The organism is Citrobacter sp. KTE30 (assembly GCF_000398825.1).
In the GTDB taxonomy this organism is placed as follows: Bacteria; Pseudomonadota; Gammaproteobacteria; order Enterobacterales; family Enterobacteriaceae; genus Citrobacter; species Citrobacter freundii.
Genome location: NZ_KB976055.1, coordinates 957,806 through 971,382, shown reverse-complemented (window position 1 = coordinate 971,382; position 13,577 = coordinate 957,806). Strand labels below are relative to the sequence as shown.

The window sequence follows — 13,577 nt, the reverse complement described above, 5'->3', positions numbered from 1 at the left end:
GTGATGGACGAGGATGTCCCGGCAATATTACCGCTGAGGAGGAACCGGAAACCCCTTCAGAGAAATCACGAAATTCTCACCGTCTTTCTTAATTTTTGCCCCGGCATCACACCAGTCGGAGGCAATACGGAAGAACTCATCGCTGCCGACGTTCCAGCTCAGACGAACATGTTTCACATAACCGGAACGTAGCATTTCACAGGCTTCGCCATAATTACAGGCGGTTGAGAGCGGTTGTTGTTTCATTTTTTCTTCTTCAGTAGTCTTCGCAATGCTTTGATTTCTTTAGGAGTCAGTGCTTCAACCACGGATTCTTCCGTATGCTGGCTATCGATATCCTCAGCGGAGACTCCCGCCTCTTCAACGGCGGAAAACGCGATCAGCAGTAGTTTTTCCGTCGCGATACTTAAATTTTCACTATGCACTTCAGCGTAATGGCGAAGCTTTTCTTTTAGCGCCTCATCAATTTTGACATTCAATACAGCGGTCGACATCGTAGAAAATCCTTGTGGTCAGCCAAAACACACCGAATGTAAGACCCTGTCGTTACAGTGCGATGGCGGCGGCAAAAGCATCAAATAACATCCCCGAAACACATTGACAGCATTTGATGACATTAAAATGACAATACGATGACAAAGAAAAGAAGATAAACAGAAGGAAAATTGCCGGACGGCAGAATTGGGTGGGGGCCCTGCCAGCTACATCCCGGCACACACGTCATCTGCCTTGGCTGCTTCCTTCCGGACCTGACCTGGTAAACAGAGTAGTGTTGCGGGAGAACCAACAGAGCCCCCATTGAGAGCGTTGTTAACCAACGCGCAGGCGCATTATCACTGCTGCACCCTGTAATTGCAACCCATCCAGCATCGGATGCTGTTTTCTTGTGCAATGCGGCTTCACTCCTTCGCCGTTCAGCATTATGCTGGAGGATTAGCGCAGGAATAAATGATGGATATACAAGACACTTTCCCCCAACGCGTCTGGCAAATCGTCGCGTCAATCCCCGAAGGTTTCGTCACCACCTATGGCGATGTTGCCAGGCTTGCCGGTTCGCCGCGTGCTGCGCGTCAGGTAGGCGGCGTGCTTAAGCGTCTCCCCGAAGGCAGCACTTTGCCCTGGCATCGGGTGGTTAATCGTCATGGTGCCATTTCGCTGACAGGCCCCGACCAGCAACGGCAGCGCCAGGCGTTGCTGGCTGAAGGAATAGTGGTTTCAGGAAGCGGACAGATCGATTTACAGCGCTATCGCTGGGTGTACTAACCCTCTCTGGGCGGAGAGGGTTACGACTGCCTTAGTACTGTGTGGGAGCAGGGACGGCAGAAGACGGATTCACCTGGGTTGGTGACGTTGACGGCACCGTGGTGGCAGCCCCACCGCTCGCCTGAACCGGTACTGCCGTTTGCTGTACAGGGACCAGCGTCAGGTCAGCTTTTGTCCCCCCCTGATTAATGACCGTCTGCACGGTATCAGTAATGAAGACCAGTTTGTCATTAACCGTAATTGCCGCACTTAGCAGAATACGGGCGTTAGGTTGAATATCAGCCGGGTTAAACGGTAATACGAAGCTGAATGGCGCCTGTTTACCCTCAGTACGGACCGCTTTTTGCGACAGCACTTTTGACGGTGCATCGGCCAGTGAAGCATCTGACAGCGTTACGGTCAGCACCGCATCAGGTGGCAAGGCCACTTTCTGGCGGATCCATACTGTACCGGAGACATTAGGCTGCTGAATTTTAGACTGTGTGTCAGCAATTGACGTATTAGGGCTTGGCGCAGGTGTCTGAATATCCGCGCTTTTATCGGCGCAGGCTGCCAGAGCGACCGCAACCGCTAAACCACTTACCATGTGCACGAGTTTCATTAAATTCTCCTTTTCATCTATGCACCAGCGAGAACTTTCCTCGCCAGAAGAGTGGTTAACAAAAACATAACGTGACTAAGTGTGGCACAAGATAGCTGTTTTTGCCTGTAATAGGCCTTTAATTCAGACAATTGCACCCATCGGACCACTTTCAAAATTGCGTTATACTCTGCCTACCTCGCTGCGAGAACGATATAACCTGGAGAGCACGTATGAGTCTGGCGCTGAAAAATTTGCTGACATTGTTAAATCTGGAAAAAATTGAAGAAGGACTCTTTCGGGGCCAAAGTGAAGACTTAGGGTTACGTCAGGTTTTTGGGGGACAGGTTGTCGGTCAGGCGCTGTATGCCGCAAAGGAAACCGTACCAGAAGAGCGTCTGGTCCATTCCTTTCACAGCTACTTTTTACGCCCCGGCGATAGCCAAAAGCCCATCATCTATGATGTAGAAGTCCTGCGTGATGGTAACAGCTTCAGCGCACGCCGCGTTGCCGCAATCCAGAATGGTAAACCTATTTTTTACATGACAGCCTCTTTCCAGGCGCCGGAAGACGGATTTGAACATCAGAAAACCATGCCAGATGCGCCGAGTCCCGATGAGCTTAAATCAGAAACAGAAATTGCCCGCTCAGTGGCGCATTTGCTGCCGCCGCTGTTGAAAGAAAAATTTATCAACGATCGTCCATTGGAAGTGCGTCCGGTTGAATTTCATAACCCCTTAAAAGGTCACGTCGCACCTCCGGCGCGCCAGGTTTGGATCCGCGCAAACGGCGAGCTGCAGGACGATCTGCGCGTCCATCAATATCTGCTGGGTTATGCTTCAGACCTGAACTTCCTGCCTGTTGCGCTGCAGCCGTACGGAATTGGTTTTCTGGAAAAAGGGATTCAGATCGCCACCATTGACCACTCCATGTGGTTCCACCGTCCGTTCAATATCAATGAGTGGTTGTTGTATAACGTCGAGAGTACTTCGGCCTCCGGTGCCCGGGGTTTTGTACGCGGGGAGTTTTATACGCAGGACGGCGTGCTGGTCGCCTCTACCGTGCAGGAAGGGGTAATGCGTAATCGTAATTGAGAATTACCGGATGGCGGCGCAAAAGCGTTGCCATCCGGCAGATTGAAACATCAAGCGTTGTAAGCGTTCTCGCCGTGGCTGTTCACATCCAGACCTTCGCGTTCCTGCTCTTCCGGTACACGCAGACCCACCGTCATATCCGCCAGCTTATAGCCAATGAAAGCCACCACACCGGACCAGACGATGGTAATCGCCACGCTTTCCAGTTGCACCAGCAGCTGATGCCCCATGGTCACGCCCTCGGCAAAGCCCACGCCGCCCAGAGAGCTGGCAGCGAACACCCCGGTCAGGATGCAGCCGACAATGCCGCACACGCCGTGCACGCCAAACACATCACACGGATCGTCCACGCGCAGAATACGCTTCAGGATGGTCACACCCCACAGGCCAGCCAGTCCCGCAACGACACCAATAATCAGCGCGCCGCCGACACCAATATAGCCACATGCCGGTGTTACCCCCACCAGACCCGCAATAGCACCAGAACACGCGCCCAGCAGGGACGGTTTGCCACGCAGCGCCCATTCACCGAAGATCCATCCGAGGATGGCTGCGGCGGTGGCGACCACGGTATTGACGAAGGCCAGTGCGGCAATCTCATTCGCCGTTCCCGCTGAACCGGCGTTAAAGCCAAACCAACCAATATAGAGAATAGCGGTACCGGTGAAGACCATCGGCAGGTTATGCGGTTTAAAGGCTTCTTTGCCAAAACCGACGCGTTTGCCAATCAGATACGCACCAACCAGACCGGCAATCGCCGCGTTGATATGCACGACTGTTCCGCCGGCAAAATCCAACGCACCGTGGGAAGCCAGCAAGCCGCCGCCCCAGACCATATGGGCAATGGGGATGTACGACAACGTTAACCATACCACTACAAAAATCAGCACCGCAGAGAAGCGAATACGTTCAGCCAGCGCCCCGACAATCAGCCCAACGGTGATGCAGGCGAAAGAACCCTGAAAAGCAACGTGAATGTACTGGTAGAAGCTCCCCGTGACCGCCGTCAGCGCGATGTTCTTCAACAATACCCAGTTGAAGTTGCCGAAGAAATTATTCCCTTCGCCAAAGGCCAGTGAGTAGCCATAAACCACCCATAGAATACAAACCAGAGCGAATGTCACCGTCACCTGAGTCAGCATCGACAGCACGTTCTTACCGCGAATCAAACCGCCGTAGAACAACGCAATGCCAGGGATAGTCATAAACAGCACCAGCGCGGTACAGATCATCATAAAAGCGTTATCTGCTTTATCCGCAACCGCCGGTGCCGCCATTGCCAGTCCCGGCAGTAGCGCCAGTGAAGCAATACCTGTTTTCATCGTTGCTATCTTCATTTTTTGGTTTCCTATCACTGTGTGCCAGAAGTTACAGTGCGGCTTCGTCGGCTTCGCCGGTACGAATACGAATCACACGTTGCAGCTCGGCGACGAAGATTTTGCCGTCGCCAATTTTTCCGGTGTATGCCGCTTTACTGATGACATCAATCACGCCATCCAGTTGGTCGTCGGCAATCGCCACATCAATCTTCACCTTTGGCAGAAAATTGACGCTATATTCAGCCCCGCGGTACAGCTCAGCATGACCTTTCTGTCGGCCAAAGCCCTTCACTTCGGTGACGGTCAGCCCCTGAATACCAATAGACGACAGTGCTTCACGGACGTCTTCCAGTTTGAACGGTTTGATTACCACGGTAACCAGCTTCATAGATCCCCTCCAGTCAGAATTCAGTAGTGGCTGCAGATACACGAGAGGAATATTGCAAGGGGTGTGCCAGGAATGAAAAACGCGGAATAATTCAGGCTTGCAGGGTATTGCTGGGGGAGAAAAAGAAAAAACGCACTATGACGGTGCATAGTGCGTTACATTTTTGCACCAGATTGTTGATTGCCGGATGGCGGCGTAAACGCCTTATCCGGCCTACAAAACCGCGTTGACCGTAGGCGTGATAAGCGCAGCGCCATCAGGCGATAACCGAATCCTCATGTGCGCTGGCCGCCAGCTCTTCACCCGCCAGTTGCAGCTGATACATCTGCCAGTAACGGCCTTGCGCCGCCAGTAGTTGCTGGTGCGTACCACGCTCAACCGCCTGCCCGCGATGCAGCACCAGAATGGTATCCGCATCGACAATCGTCGATAACCGATGTGCAATCACTACCAACGTGGTGTGTTCACGTACCGCCGCCAGCGCGTGCTGAATGGCCTGTTCAGTACCGGAATCAATACTGGCAGTGGCTTCATCGAGGATCAGTACCTGCGGCGTTTCCACCAATACCCGCGCCAGCGCCAGCAGCTGTTTCTGCCCAACGGAGAGATTATTGCCCTGCTCGCCCAGCCGGGTATGGATCCCCTCGCTCAGCCCCCGCGCCAGTGCTGCCAGTTGCACAGTCTCCAGAGCCTGCCAGACCCGCTCTTCTGAGATATCACGACCCAGCGTGACGTTGGCCAGGAAGGTATCCGCCATCACCACCGGATCCTGCTGCACCATCGCGATGCCCTGACGTAACGCACTGTGGCTCAGAGAAGACAGCGGACGTCCGTCAAGGCGGATTTCGCCCTGCGTCAACGGGTAGTAACCCATCAGCAGACTGGCCAGCGTACTTTTGCCGCTACCGGTGTGTCCGACCAAGGCTACAAAGCTGCGCGAAGGCACGGACAGACTGATGTTTTGCAGCACCAGATTGTCGTCACGATAGGCAAATGAAACGTTATCCACCTCAATGTCCCCGCTTTTGAGCGGGCGATCGTCTTCACCATAGCGCTGACGAGGCCCGTCCATCAGTTCGAACACTCGCTCACCGGCGACAACCGCCTGCTGCAGCATGGATTGCTGGGTGGTCAGCTCGATCAGCGGTTCGTTCAAACGGCCGAGGTAGCTGATAAACGCGTACAGCACGCCAACCTCAATGGAGCTGCCAGAGGTAAAGCTGAACAACATCAGCAAACCGCAGAGGATCAGCGCCGAGAAAAGGCTCAGCAGCGGGCGCAGCAAAAAGCCATCCAGTCGCAGGGTTTGCATACGCGCCATATAGTGCGAGCGGCTGGCCTCCCCCATTCTCTCGCCAAATCGCGCCTGCTGGCGGAACTGCTGGATAACGCTCATGCCGTTGATGACTTCGTTAAAGCCATCGTTAATATCCGCCAGATAAGCGCGCACCCGACGCACAATCGGGGTGCTGTAGCGTTGATAAATCACCATCACCACCATCACCGCCGGGAAAATGGCCATCGCCACCAGCGCCATACGCCACTCGAGGCTGAACATCGCCACCAGCATGGCACCGATTAAGGCCGCGCTGCGCAGAACCGTTGCGACCACCGTCACGTACAGGTCGCGAATAACTTCGGTGTCATTGGTCACACGTGAGATAAGCTGCCCGACGGGCTGAGTATCAAAGGCGCTGAGCGGCTGGCGCAGCGCAGCGTCCATTACGTCAGTGCGTAACTGTTGTACGACGCCAACCGCCGCCTGGTTAAACAACAACGACTGCGCGTAATGCAGGCCTGCCGCCAGCAGTTGCAGACCGACATAGGCCGCAACCAGCCCGACAACCATCGCCAACGGCAGATTGTTCTTCGCCACCATGTTATCAATAAAATAGCTAATCAACAGCGGACCGCTGACTTCCGCCGCAGCCGCCACCCACAGCATAACTACCGCAATCGCCAACTGTTTTCGCCATGGTGAACCATACGCCAGCAATCTTTTCAGGGTCGGCCATAGTTGCCCAAAACTACGCATTAGCCGCCTCCTCGTTTATTTCTGGCGCATCAGACAGCGCCGCTTCCAGTTGCTGATAGCGGTACATATCGCGATACCAGCCGGGCTGTTGCACTAAAGATTCATGCTCACCGCGCTGGGCAATATGCCCATGCTGCATCACGATAATCTCGTTAGCTTCCGTCAGAGCCGATAAACGGTGGGCGCTGATAATCACGGTTCTGCCTTCGCCCCACTGACGCAGGTTATGCAGGATCTGATGCTCGGTACGACCATCTACCGCCGATAACGCATCATCCAGAATCAGGATTTCAGCGTTCAGCAGTAGCGCTCGGGCGATAGAAATACGCTGTTTTTGTCCACCAGACAGCATCACCCCACGTTCGCCCACTTCGGTGTCATAGCCCTGAGGAAGACGTAAAATATCTTCATGAACGCTGGCAAGGCGCGCCACATGCTCGATCTCTGCCTGGGTGGCCTGCGGGCGTCCTAAGGCGATGTTATTGCCGACGGTATCGGAAAACAGGAATGGCGTCTGGCTGACAACCGCCAGTCGGCTGCGCCAGCTATCCAGCTGTAAGCGCGTTAATGGGATATCATGAAAGCGTACATCGCCTTGGGTGATATCAAAATGACGCTGGATCAGCGACAGCACCGTACTTTTCCCCGCGCCGGTCGGACCACAGATGCCCAGCATCTGCCCTGGTTTAAGCTGAAAATTCACATTTTCCAGCGCCGGGTGGGTGGTTTGCGGGTAACAAAATTCGCGAATCGCTACCGCCAGCTCGCCGCGTCCTTCCGGCACCAGTTCAGTACCGTCATCCACTACCGGCGCTTCTGCCAGCATGGCGCGAATTCGGCTATACGCGGCGCTGCCGCGCTCGACGATGTTAAACATCCATGCCAGCGCCAGCATCGGCCAAATCATCAGACCGAGATACATCATAAAGCTGGTGAGCTGGCCGAGCGTCAGCGAACCGTGCACCACCATCCAGCTTCCCCCGGCAATCGCCAGCAGGTTAGCCATCCCAATGGCGATATAAATCGTGGGATCAAAGCGGGCGTCAATGCGCGCCACGCGCAGGTTTTTCTTACCTGTATCTTCAGCATCAGCGGCAAATAATGCCGACTGCCGATCCTCCAGACCAAAGGCCTTGATCATACGAATACTGGTCAGGCTTTCCTGAGTACGATCGTTGAGGCTGGAAAACGCCGCCTGCGCCAGCTTAAAGCGGTTATGGAGTCGATCACCGTAACGTTTGATCATTATCGCCATCACCGGCATCGGCAGCAGCGCAATCAACGTTAGTTGCCAGCTTATCTGCGTTGACATCACGATCAGCACCGCACATCCCATGACCAGCGAATCTACAAGCGTCAGTACGCCTTCCCCGGCGGCGAATACCACGCGGTCAACATCGTTAGTTGCACGCGCCATCAGATCGCCAGTGCGGTGACGCAGATAAAACTCTGGATGCTGACGACTCAACTGACGGTAATAATCTTCCCGCAGCTCAACTGCCAGTTGGTAGGATGCGCCAAACAGCAGCACGCGCCAGACATAGCGCAGTAAATAAACTACCACGGCGATCAGAGCAATGGTTCCCACCCACATCAGCAGCCGCTCGGTGGTGAAGCGTTGTGTCGTTACGCCATCCACAATGATCCCCACCACTTTCGGCGGAATAAGCTGAAGGATAGCGATGATGATAAGCAGGGCCACCGCCCCGAGGTAGCGACGCCACTCCCGGCGGAAGTACCAGCTTAATTGAGCAAATAATCGCACGCGTTATGTCCTGACAAAATTTCCGGCAATAAGCGCCGGGAGAATTATTCAATAGGGAGAGCAGTTGTGTATTTAATCTGTTCCATAGCAAAGCTGGAGGTGACGTCAGACAGGCCCGGTACGCTGTTCACCAGGCGCTTATAAAATTCATCGTAGCTTTTCATATCAGCGACCTGCACTCGCATCAGGTAATCATACTCCCCTGCCATACGCCAGAACCCCAGAACCTCGGGCATTCCGGTCACTTCAGTGACAAAGCGGCAATACCATTCGCTGCTGTGATGCTGAGTTTTGATCAGCACAAACGCGGTTAAGCCCAGCCCCAGTTTTTCCGGATCCAGCAAGGCGACTCTGCCCAGCAGAACACCGTCATCCTCGAGCCGTTTGAGGCGTTTCCAACAGGGAGTGGTAGTCAGATTAACGGCATCTGCTAACGCCTGCAAAGAAAGGGTGCAGTCCTGTTGCAGTAAGCCAAGCAGCTTACGGTCAATTTTGTCTAGCATATCCACTCCACAGAGAAGAATTTTCTACTTACATTCTATTTTAAAGGCTAAATGGCAACAATTTTTTCCGTGCTTTTCGCTATTCTGGGCACAAAATGACAAACGGATATCTATTAATGATGAATAGCTCCTGGGTTAAAAACGCCATCAATGAAATCAACGCGGATTATCAGCGTTCTGCAGATACGCATCTCATTCGTCTGTCGCTACCGGCGTTTCCGGGCATTCAGATCTATTTAAAAGATGAGAGCACGCATCCGACCGGGAGCCTGAAGCATCGTCTGGCGCGCTCACTGTTTCTGTACGGATTGTGCAATGGCTGGATCAAAGAAGGCACCACCATCATTGAATCATCGTCCGGTTCAACGGCGGTATCTGAGGCTTATTTCGCTCGACTGTTAGGGCTGCCGTTTATTGCCGTCATGCCTTCCTGTACGGCGAAACGTAAAGTTGAACAGATTGAATTTTACGGCGGTCGCTGTCATTTCGTGCAAAGCGCCTGCGAAATCTACGCGGCCTCTGAACAATTGGCGCGTGAACTGAACGGTCATTACATGGACCAGTTCACTTATGCTGAGCGCGCCACCGACTGGCGTGGCAATAATAATATTGCCGACAGCATCTTTCGTCAGATGCAGTGCGAGCCCAACCCCGTTCCCCGCCATATCGTGATGAGCGCCGGCACCGGCGGCACCTCAGCAACCATTGGCCGCTATATCCGCTGTCAGGGCTACGATACTCGCCTGATGGTAGTGGATCCGGAGAATTCGGTTTTTCTGCCCTTCTGGCAGGATCGCGATGCGACATTGCGCAGCCCGGTAGGAAGCAAAATTGAAGGTATCGGGCGTCCGCGCGTAGAACCCTCTTTCATTCCTGATGTGGTCGATGAAATGCTGCGCGTGCCGGATGCCGCCAGCGTGGCTACCGCGCACTGGCTGGAAACGCAGTTGGGTCGTAAAGTCGGTGCCTCAACCGGCACCAACATGTGGGGAACGCTGCAACTTGCCGCGCGCATGCGCAATGCCGGAGAAACCGGTTCACTGGTGACGCTGCTCTGCGACAGCGGTGAACGCTATCTGGAAACCTACTACAACCCGCAATGGGTTGACGCGCACATCGGTGATTTAACGCCGTGGAAAGCGGAACTTGCCCAGTTGCTGAATACACACTAAGCAGACAAAAAAAAGCCAGACGCGAAGTCTGGCTTGCTGGAAGGGATCTCTCATTCGGGGGAATAAGGTAGATGCGGATTGTCCAGCCAATGCGTCAAAAAGTGTGACACCGCCTGATTACGGCAATGTCCAATCACCGATAAATGAGGCAGTTCAGCCATCAGTTGCGGCATTGCGTTACCCATAATCAGGCCGCGCCCAACGCTGCCTAACATTTCGCGATCGTTCATAGCATCGCCAAACGCCATACACTCGGACATTGAATATCCTAAGTGGTCACTCAATACCGCCAGCGCGGATCCTTTGTTACAGCCCAGCGGTAGTACCTCAAGGCAATCAACCGCGGAGAAACAGAGATTCGCCTGTTCTCCCAGCGCTTCATTCAGTTGAATGCGCAACTGGATCAGAGACTCATGATCGCCGCAGAAACAGATCTTCGTTACCTGATGAGCCGGAATACGTTTCACATCGACGATCTGGTAGCGAAATCCGCTATACACATGCGCCTGTAGCAGCGAGGGGATCTCTTGTCCGGTAAACCAACCGTTGTCATTAAAGACATGCATGCTGGCGGTGGTATCCCATTTCTGATGTAACACGATATCCGCAACATTCGGATCCAGATCCTGACGGTGCAACACATCGCCCTCAAGAGAGTGAATGCGCGTGCCGTTACCGGTGATCAAAAAGGCGTCCAGTGAGATAGAACCCAAAATGTGGCGCATTTCCAGCACATGGCGGCCAGTGGCAAATGTCAGAGTGATATCGCGTTCACGCAGGCGCGCCAGCGTTGAAAGCGTTTCGTCACCTAAATGGTGATTCGGCATCAAAAGGGTGCCATCCATATCAAATGCAGCCAGACGAGCCATTTCTTTCTCCACACTGTGACGCGGTTAACTTGTGATTCAGTATCACCTGAGATATACGGAAGTAATAGTGAATAGATAAAATGAATTGTTCCGGGTTTATATGAGATTGTTGAATCGCCTGAACCAGTACCAACGCCTGTGGCAGCCTTCGAACGGCGAACCGCAGTCGGTGACCGTCGGGGAACTGGCCGAACGCTGTTTTTGCAGTGAGCGCCACGTGCGTACCCTGCTGAAGCAAGCGCAGTATGCTGGCTGGCTGGAGTGGCACGCCCAGTCTGGGCGTGGGAAACGCGGGCAATTACGCTTTTTGGTGACGCCGGATTCCCTACGCAACACCATGATGGAACAGGCGCTGCAAAAGGGAGAACAGCTTAGCGTGCTGGAACTCGCTCAGTTAGCACCGGGAGAATTAAGAACGTTGCTACAACCGTTTATGGGCGGCCAATGGCAAAATGACACGCCAACCCTGCGTATCCCCTATTACCGCCCGCTTGACCCTTTGCACCCTGGATTTCTCCCCGGTCGCGCGGAGCAACACCTCGCTGGACAAGTTTTCTCTGGCCTGACCCGATTTGACAGCACTACGCAACGTCCCTGTGGAGACTTAGCCCACCACTGGAATATCTCCGCTGACGGCCTGCGCTGGGATTTCTATATTCGTTCCACCCTGCATTGGCATAACGGCGATACGGTAAGCAGCACGCAGCTACATCAACAGTTGCTGAAGCTGTTAGAGTTACCTGCGCTGAATAAGCTATTTATCAGCGTAAAGCGCATTGAGGTTACGCATCCCCAGTGTCTGACCTTTATTCTGCATCGTCCCGACTTCTGGCTGGCGCACCGTCTGGCGAGCTACAGCAGTCACCTGGCGCATCCTGAGCACCCGTTTGTGGGGACCGGCCCGTTCCGGTTGACACTGTTTACTCCTGAGCTGGTGCGTATCGAGAGTCACGATCACTACCATCTGAGTCATCCGCTGCTAAAAGCCATTGAATACTGGATAACCCCGCAGCTCTTCTCCCAGGATTTGGGCACCAGCTGCCGCCATCCGGTGCAAATTGCGATTGGTAAACCCGAAGAGTTACCTATGCTAAGCCAGGTAAGCAGCGGCATCAGCCTTGGTTTTTGCTATCTCACACTCAGAAAAAGCGCGCACCTGAATACGCAGCAGGCTCGTCGACTGGTCGATATTATCCACCGTTCTTCCCTGCTACAAACGCTTGAAGTGGATGAAAATCTGATCACGCCAAGCAATGCACTGCTGCCCGGATGGAGTATCCCGCACTGGGATGAACTCGACGAGGTAGCATTACCGGAAAAGCTGACGCTGGCTTATCATCTGCCGGTAGAACTTCACGCTATGGCTGAACAGCTTTGCCATGCGTTGGCTCTGCTCGGCTGTGAATTAACGCTTATTTTTCATAATGCTAAAAACTGGGATGGCAATCATCCCCTAGCCCAGGCCGACCTGATGATGGGCGACAGGCTGATTGGTGAAGCACCTGAATATACTCTCGAACAGTGGTTGCGCTGCGATCAGCTCTGGTCACATGTATTGAGTGCGCCAGCATACACACATCTGCAAACGACCCTGGATGCCCTACAAATCCAGGCCGATGAGGACGATCGCCACGCGGCTTTACAACAAGTTTTCGCCACGCTAATGCATGACGCTACCCTGACGCCACTCTTCAATTATCACTATCGCATCAGCGCGCCACCAGGGGTGAACGGCGTACGCCTGAATCCTCGTGGCTGGTTCGAATTTACCGAAGCCTGGTTGCCACCTCCTTCAGCGTGAAGAAGCTGGTCGGCGACACGCCCAGGCGCTACCATAAGGGCTTCGTTATTTTGTCAGGAAAAGCCATGAAACGTGCCGTTGTTGTATTCAGTGGAGGTCAGGACTCCACGACTTGTCTGGCGCAAGCGCTGCATCAGTATGATGAAGTGCACTGCGTGACCTTTGATTATGGTCAGCGCCATCGCGCTGAGATTGATGTCGCACGTGACCTGGCCTTAAAACTTGGCGCACGCGCGCACAAAGTGCTTGATGTCACGCTGCTCAGTGAACTGGCTGTCAGCAGCCTGACCCGCGATAATATTCCGGTACCCGATTACGAACCGGATGCGAACGGCATTCCCAATACCTTTGTGCCAGGACGCAATATTCTGTTCTTAACGCTAGCAGCAATTTACGCGTACCAGGTACAGGCAGAGGCTGTCATTACCGGCGTTTGTGAAACGGATTTCTCTGGATACCCGGACTGTCGCGATGAGTTCGTCAAAGCCCTGAACCATGCCGTAAGCCTGGGGATGGCGAAAGATATTCGCTTTGAAACCCCACTGATGTGGATCGATAAAGCCGAAACCTGGGCGTTGGCTGATTACTGGGGCAAGCTGGACCTGGTACGCGAAGAAACACTAACTTGCTATAACGGCATCAAAGGTGACGGTTGCGGTCACTGTGCGGCGTGTAATCTGCGTGCCAACGGCCTGAACCATTATCTGGCGGATAAACCGGCAGTGATGGCGGCAATGAAGCAGAAAACCGGCCTGAAATAATTGAGTGAATAGTGCCGGATGGCGGCG

The 13,577-nt window shown here is 53.8% G+C and carries 13 protein-coding genes, 1 other RNA gene and 1 pseudogene; 5 read left to right on the top strand and 10 right to left on the bottom strand.

Going from position 1 to position 13,577, the window contains the following annotated elements; all coding sequences use genetic code 11:
- Positions 1–27: 27 nt before the first annotated feature.
- From WC1_RS18245 to ffs, 3 genes are all read right to left on the bottom strand, one after another.
- Complete coding sequence (locus WC1_RS18245) at positions 28–246, bottom strand: hypothetical protein (RefSeq protein WP_003021701.1); 219 nt, start codon at positions 244–246, stop codon at positions 28–30.
- The gene (locus WC1_RS18250) at positions 243–494 is read right to left on the bottom strand and encodes a hypothetical protein (protein WP_003021699.1); all 252 of its coding nucleotides are present in this window, start codon (positions 492–494) and stop codon (positions 243–245) included. The genes WC1_RS18245 and WC1_RS18250 overlap by 4 nt, the downstream gene beginning before the upstream one ends.
- A gap of 198 nt (positions 495–692) precedes the next feature.
- Positions 693–789, bottom strand: an RNA gene (gene ffs / locus WC1_RS23315) — signal recognition particle sRNA small type.
- A gap of 84 nt (positions 790–873) precedes the next feature.
- On the opposite strand from ffs, the pseudogene WC1_RS18255 reads away from it, so the two are divergent.
- Positions 874–1,263: pseudogene (locus tag WC1_RS18255) on the top strand (MGMT family protein).
- Between the two features lie 31 nt (positions 1,264–1,294).
- Here the strand turns inward: WC1_RS18255 and WC1_RS18260 are convergent.
- Positions 1,295–1,864, bottom strand: a complete 570-nt coding sequence (locus WC1_RS18260) for a YbaY family lipoprotein (protein WP_003021666.1) — start codon at positions 1,862–1,864, stop codon at positions 1,295–1,297.
- A gap of 212 nt (positions 1,865–2,076) precedes the next feature.
- Between WC1_RS18260 and tesB the strand changes: the two genes are divergently transcribed.
- On the top strand, positions 2,077–2,937 hold the full coding sequence (tesB, locus tag WC1_RS18265) for an acyl-CoA thioesterase II (RefSeq protein WP_003835934.1): 861 nt from the start codon (positions 2,077–2,079) through the stop codon (positions 2,935–2,937).
- 50 nt (positions 2,938–2,987) lie between these two features.
- Here tesB and amtB read toward each other — a convergent pair whose 3' ends face one another.
- The 5 genes from amtB to WC1_RS18290 all read right to left on the bottom strand — a co-directional run bounded on the left by amtB (position 2,988) and on the right by WC1_RS18290 (position 8,947).
- Complete coding sequence (amtB, locus tag WC1_RS18270) at positions 2,988–4,274, bottom strand: ammonium transporter AmtB (RefSeq protein WP_003835936.1); 1,287 nt, start codon at positions 4,272–4,274, stop codon at positions 2,988–2,990.
- A 31-nt stretch (positions 4,275–4,305) separates the two neighbouring features.
- Positions 4,306–4,644: a P-II family nitrogen regulator gene (gene glnK, locus WC1_RS18275; RefSeq protein WP_003021657.1), complete on the bottom strand. Its 339-nt coding sequence runs from the start codon at positions 4,642–4,644 to the stop codon at positions 4,306–4,308.
- A gap of 256 nt (positions 4,645–4,900) precedes the next feature.
- A complete protein-coding gene (locus tag WC1_RS18280) occupies positions 4,901–6,679 on the bottom strand; it encodes a SmdB family multidrug efflux ABC transporter permease/ATP-binding protein (protein WP_016149706.1) in 1,779 nt (592 codons plus the stop codon).
- A complete protein-coding gene (locus WC1_RS18285) occupies positions 6,672–8,444 on the bottom strand; it encodes a SmdA family multidrug ABC transporter permease/ATP-binding protein (RefSeq protein WP_016149705.1) in 1,773 nt (590 codons plus the stop codon). The genes WC1_RS18280 and WC1_RS18285 overlap by 8 nt, the downstream gene beginning before the upstream one ends.
- 44 nt (positions 8,445–8,488) lie before the next feature.
- A complete protein-coding gene (locus WC1_RS18290) occupies positions 8,489–8,947 on the bottom strand; it encodes an Lrp/AsnC family transcriptional regulator (RefSeq protein ID WP_003021649.1) in 459 nt (152 codons plus the stop codon).
- A 116-nt stretch (positions 8,948–9,063) separates the two neighbouring features.
- Here WC1_RS18290 and WC1_RS18295 point away from each other — a divergent pair, with 116 nt between their 5' ends.
- Positions 9,064–10,119 carry a PLP-dependent cysteine synthase family protein gene (locus WC1_RS18295; protein ID WP_016149704.1) on the top strand — a complete coding sequence of 352 codons (1,056 nt, stop codon included), beginning with the start codon at positions 9,064–9,066 and terminating at the stop codon, positions 10,117–10,119.
- Positions 10,120–10,169: 50 nt separating this feature from the next.
- Here the strand turns inward: WC1_RS18295 and cof are convergent, their stop codons facing one another.
- Positions 10,170–10,988 carry an HMP-PP phosphatase gene (gene cof / locus WC1_RS18300; RefSeq protein WP_003021643.1) on the bottom strand — a complete coding sequence of 273 codons (819 nt, stop codon included), beginning with the start codon at positions 10,986–10,988 and terminating at the stop codon, positions 10,170–10,172.
- Positions 10,989–11,088: 100 nt separating this feature from the next.
- On the opposite strand from cof, the gene WC1_RS18305 reads away from it, so the two are divergent.
- On the top strand, positions 11,089–12,789 hold the full coding sequence (locus tag WC1_RS18305; RefSeq protein WP_016149703.1) for an SgrR family transcriptional regulator: 1,701 nt from the start codon (positions 11,089–11,091) through the stop codon (positions 12,787–12,789).
- A 65-nt stretch (positions 12,790–12,854) separates the two neighbouring features.
- The gene (queC, locus tag WC1_RS18310; protein ID WP_003021638.1) at positions 12,855–13,550 is read left to right on the top strand and encodes a 7-cyano-7-deazaguanine synthase QueC; all 696 of its coding nucleotides are present in this window, start codon (positions 12,855–12,857) and stop codon (positions 13,548–13,550) included.
- Positions 13,551–13,577: the final 27 nt, after the last annotated feature.

Coding starts and splice junctions, on each gene's coding strand:
- WC1_RS18250 (WP_003021699.1), bottom strand. CDS start 494: ATGTCGACCGCTGTATTGAATGTCAAAATTGATGAGGCGCTAAAAGAA.
- WC1_RS18305 (WP_016149703.1), top strand. CDS start 11,089: ATGAGATTGTTGAATCGCCTGAACCAGTACCAACGCCTGTGGCAGCCT.
- WC1_RS18280 (WP_016149706.1), bottom strand. CDS start 6,679: ATGCGTAGTTTTGGGCAACTATGGCCGACCCTGAAAAGATTGCTGGCG.
- tesB (WP_003835934.1), top strand. CDS start 2,077: ATGAGTCTGGCGCTGAAAAATTTGCTGACATTGTTAAATCTGGAAAAA.
- glnK (WP_003021657.1), bottom strand. CDS start 4,644: ATGAAGCTGGTTACCGTGGTAATCAAACCGTTCAAACTGGAAGACGTC.
- WC1_RS18245 (WP_003021701.1), bottom strand. CDS start 246: ATGAAACAACAACCGCTCTCAACCGCCTGTAATTATGGCGAAGCCTGT.
- queC (WP_003021638.1), top strand. CDS start 12,855: ATGAAACGTGCCGTTGTTGTATTCAGTGGAGGTCAGGACTCCACGACT.
- WC1_RS18290 (WP_003021649.1), bottom strand. CDS start 8,947: ATGCTAGACAAAATTGACCGTAAGCTGCTTGGCTTACTGCAACAGGAC.
- amtB (WP_003835936.1), bottom strand. CDS start 4,274: ATGAAGATAGCAACGATGAAAACAGGTATTGCTTCACTGGCGCTACTG.
- WC1_RS18260 (WP_003021666.1), bottom strand. CDS start 1,864: ATGAAACTCGTGCACATGGTAAGTGGTTTAGCGGTTGCGGTCGCTCTG.
- cof (WP_003021643.1), bottom strand. CDS start 10,988: ATGGCTCGTCTGGCTGCATTTGATATGGATGGCACCCTTTTGATGCCG.
- WC1_RS18295 (WP_016149704.1), top strand. CDS start 9,064: ATGATGAATAGCTCCTGGGTTAAAAACGCCATCAATGAAATCAACGCG.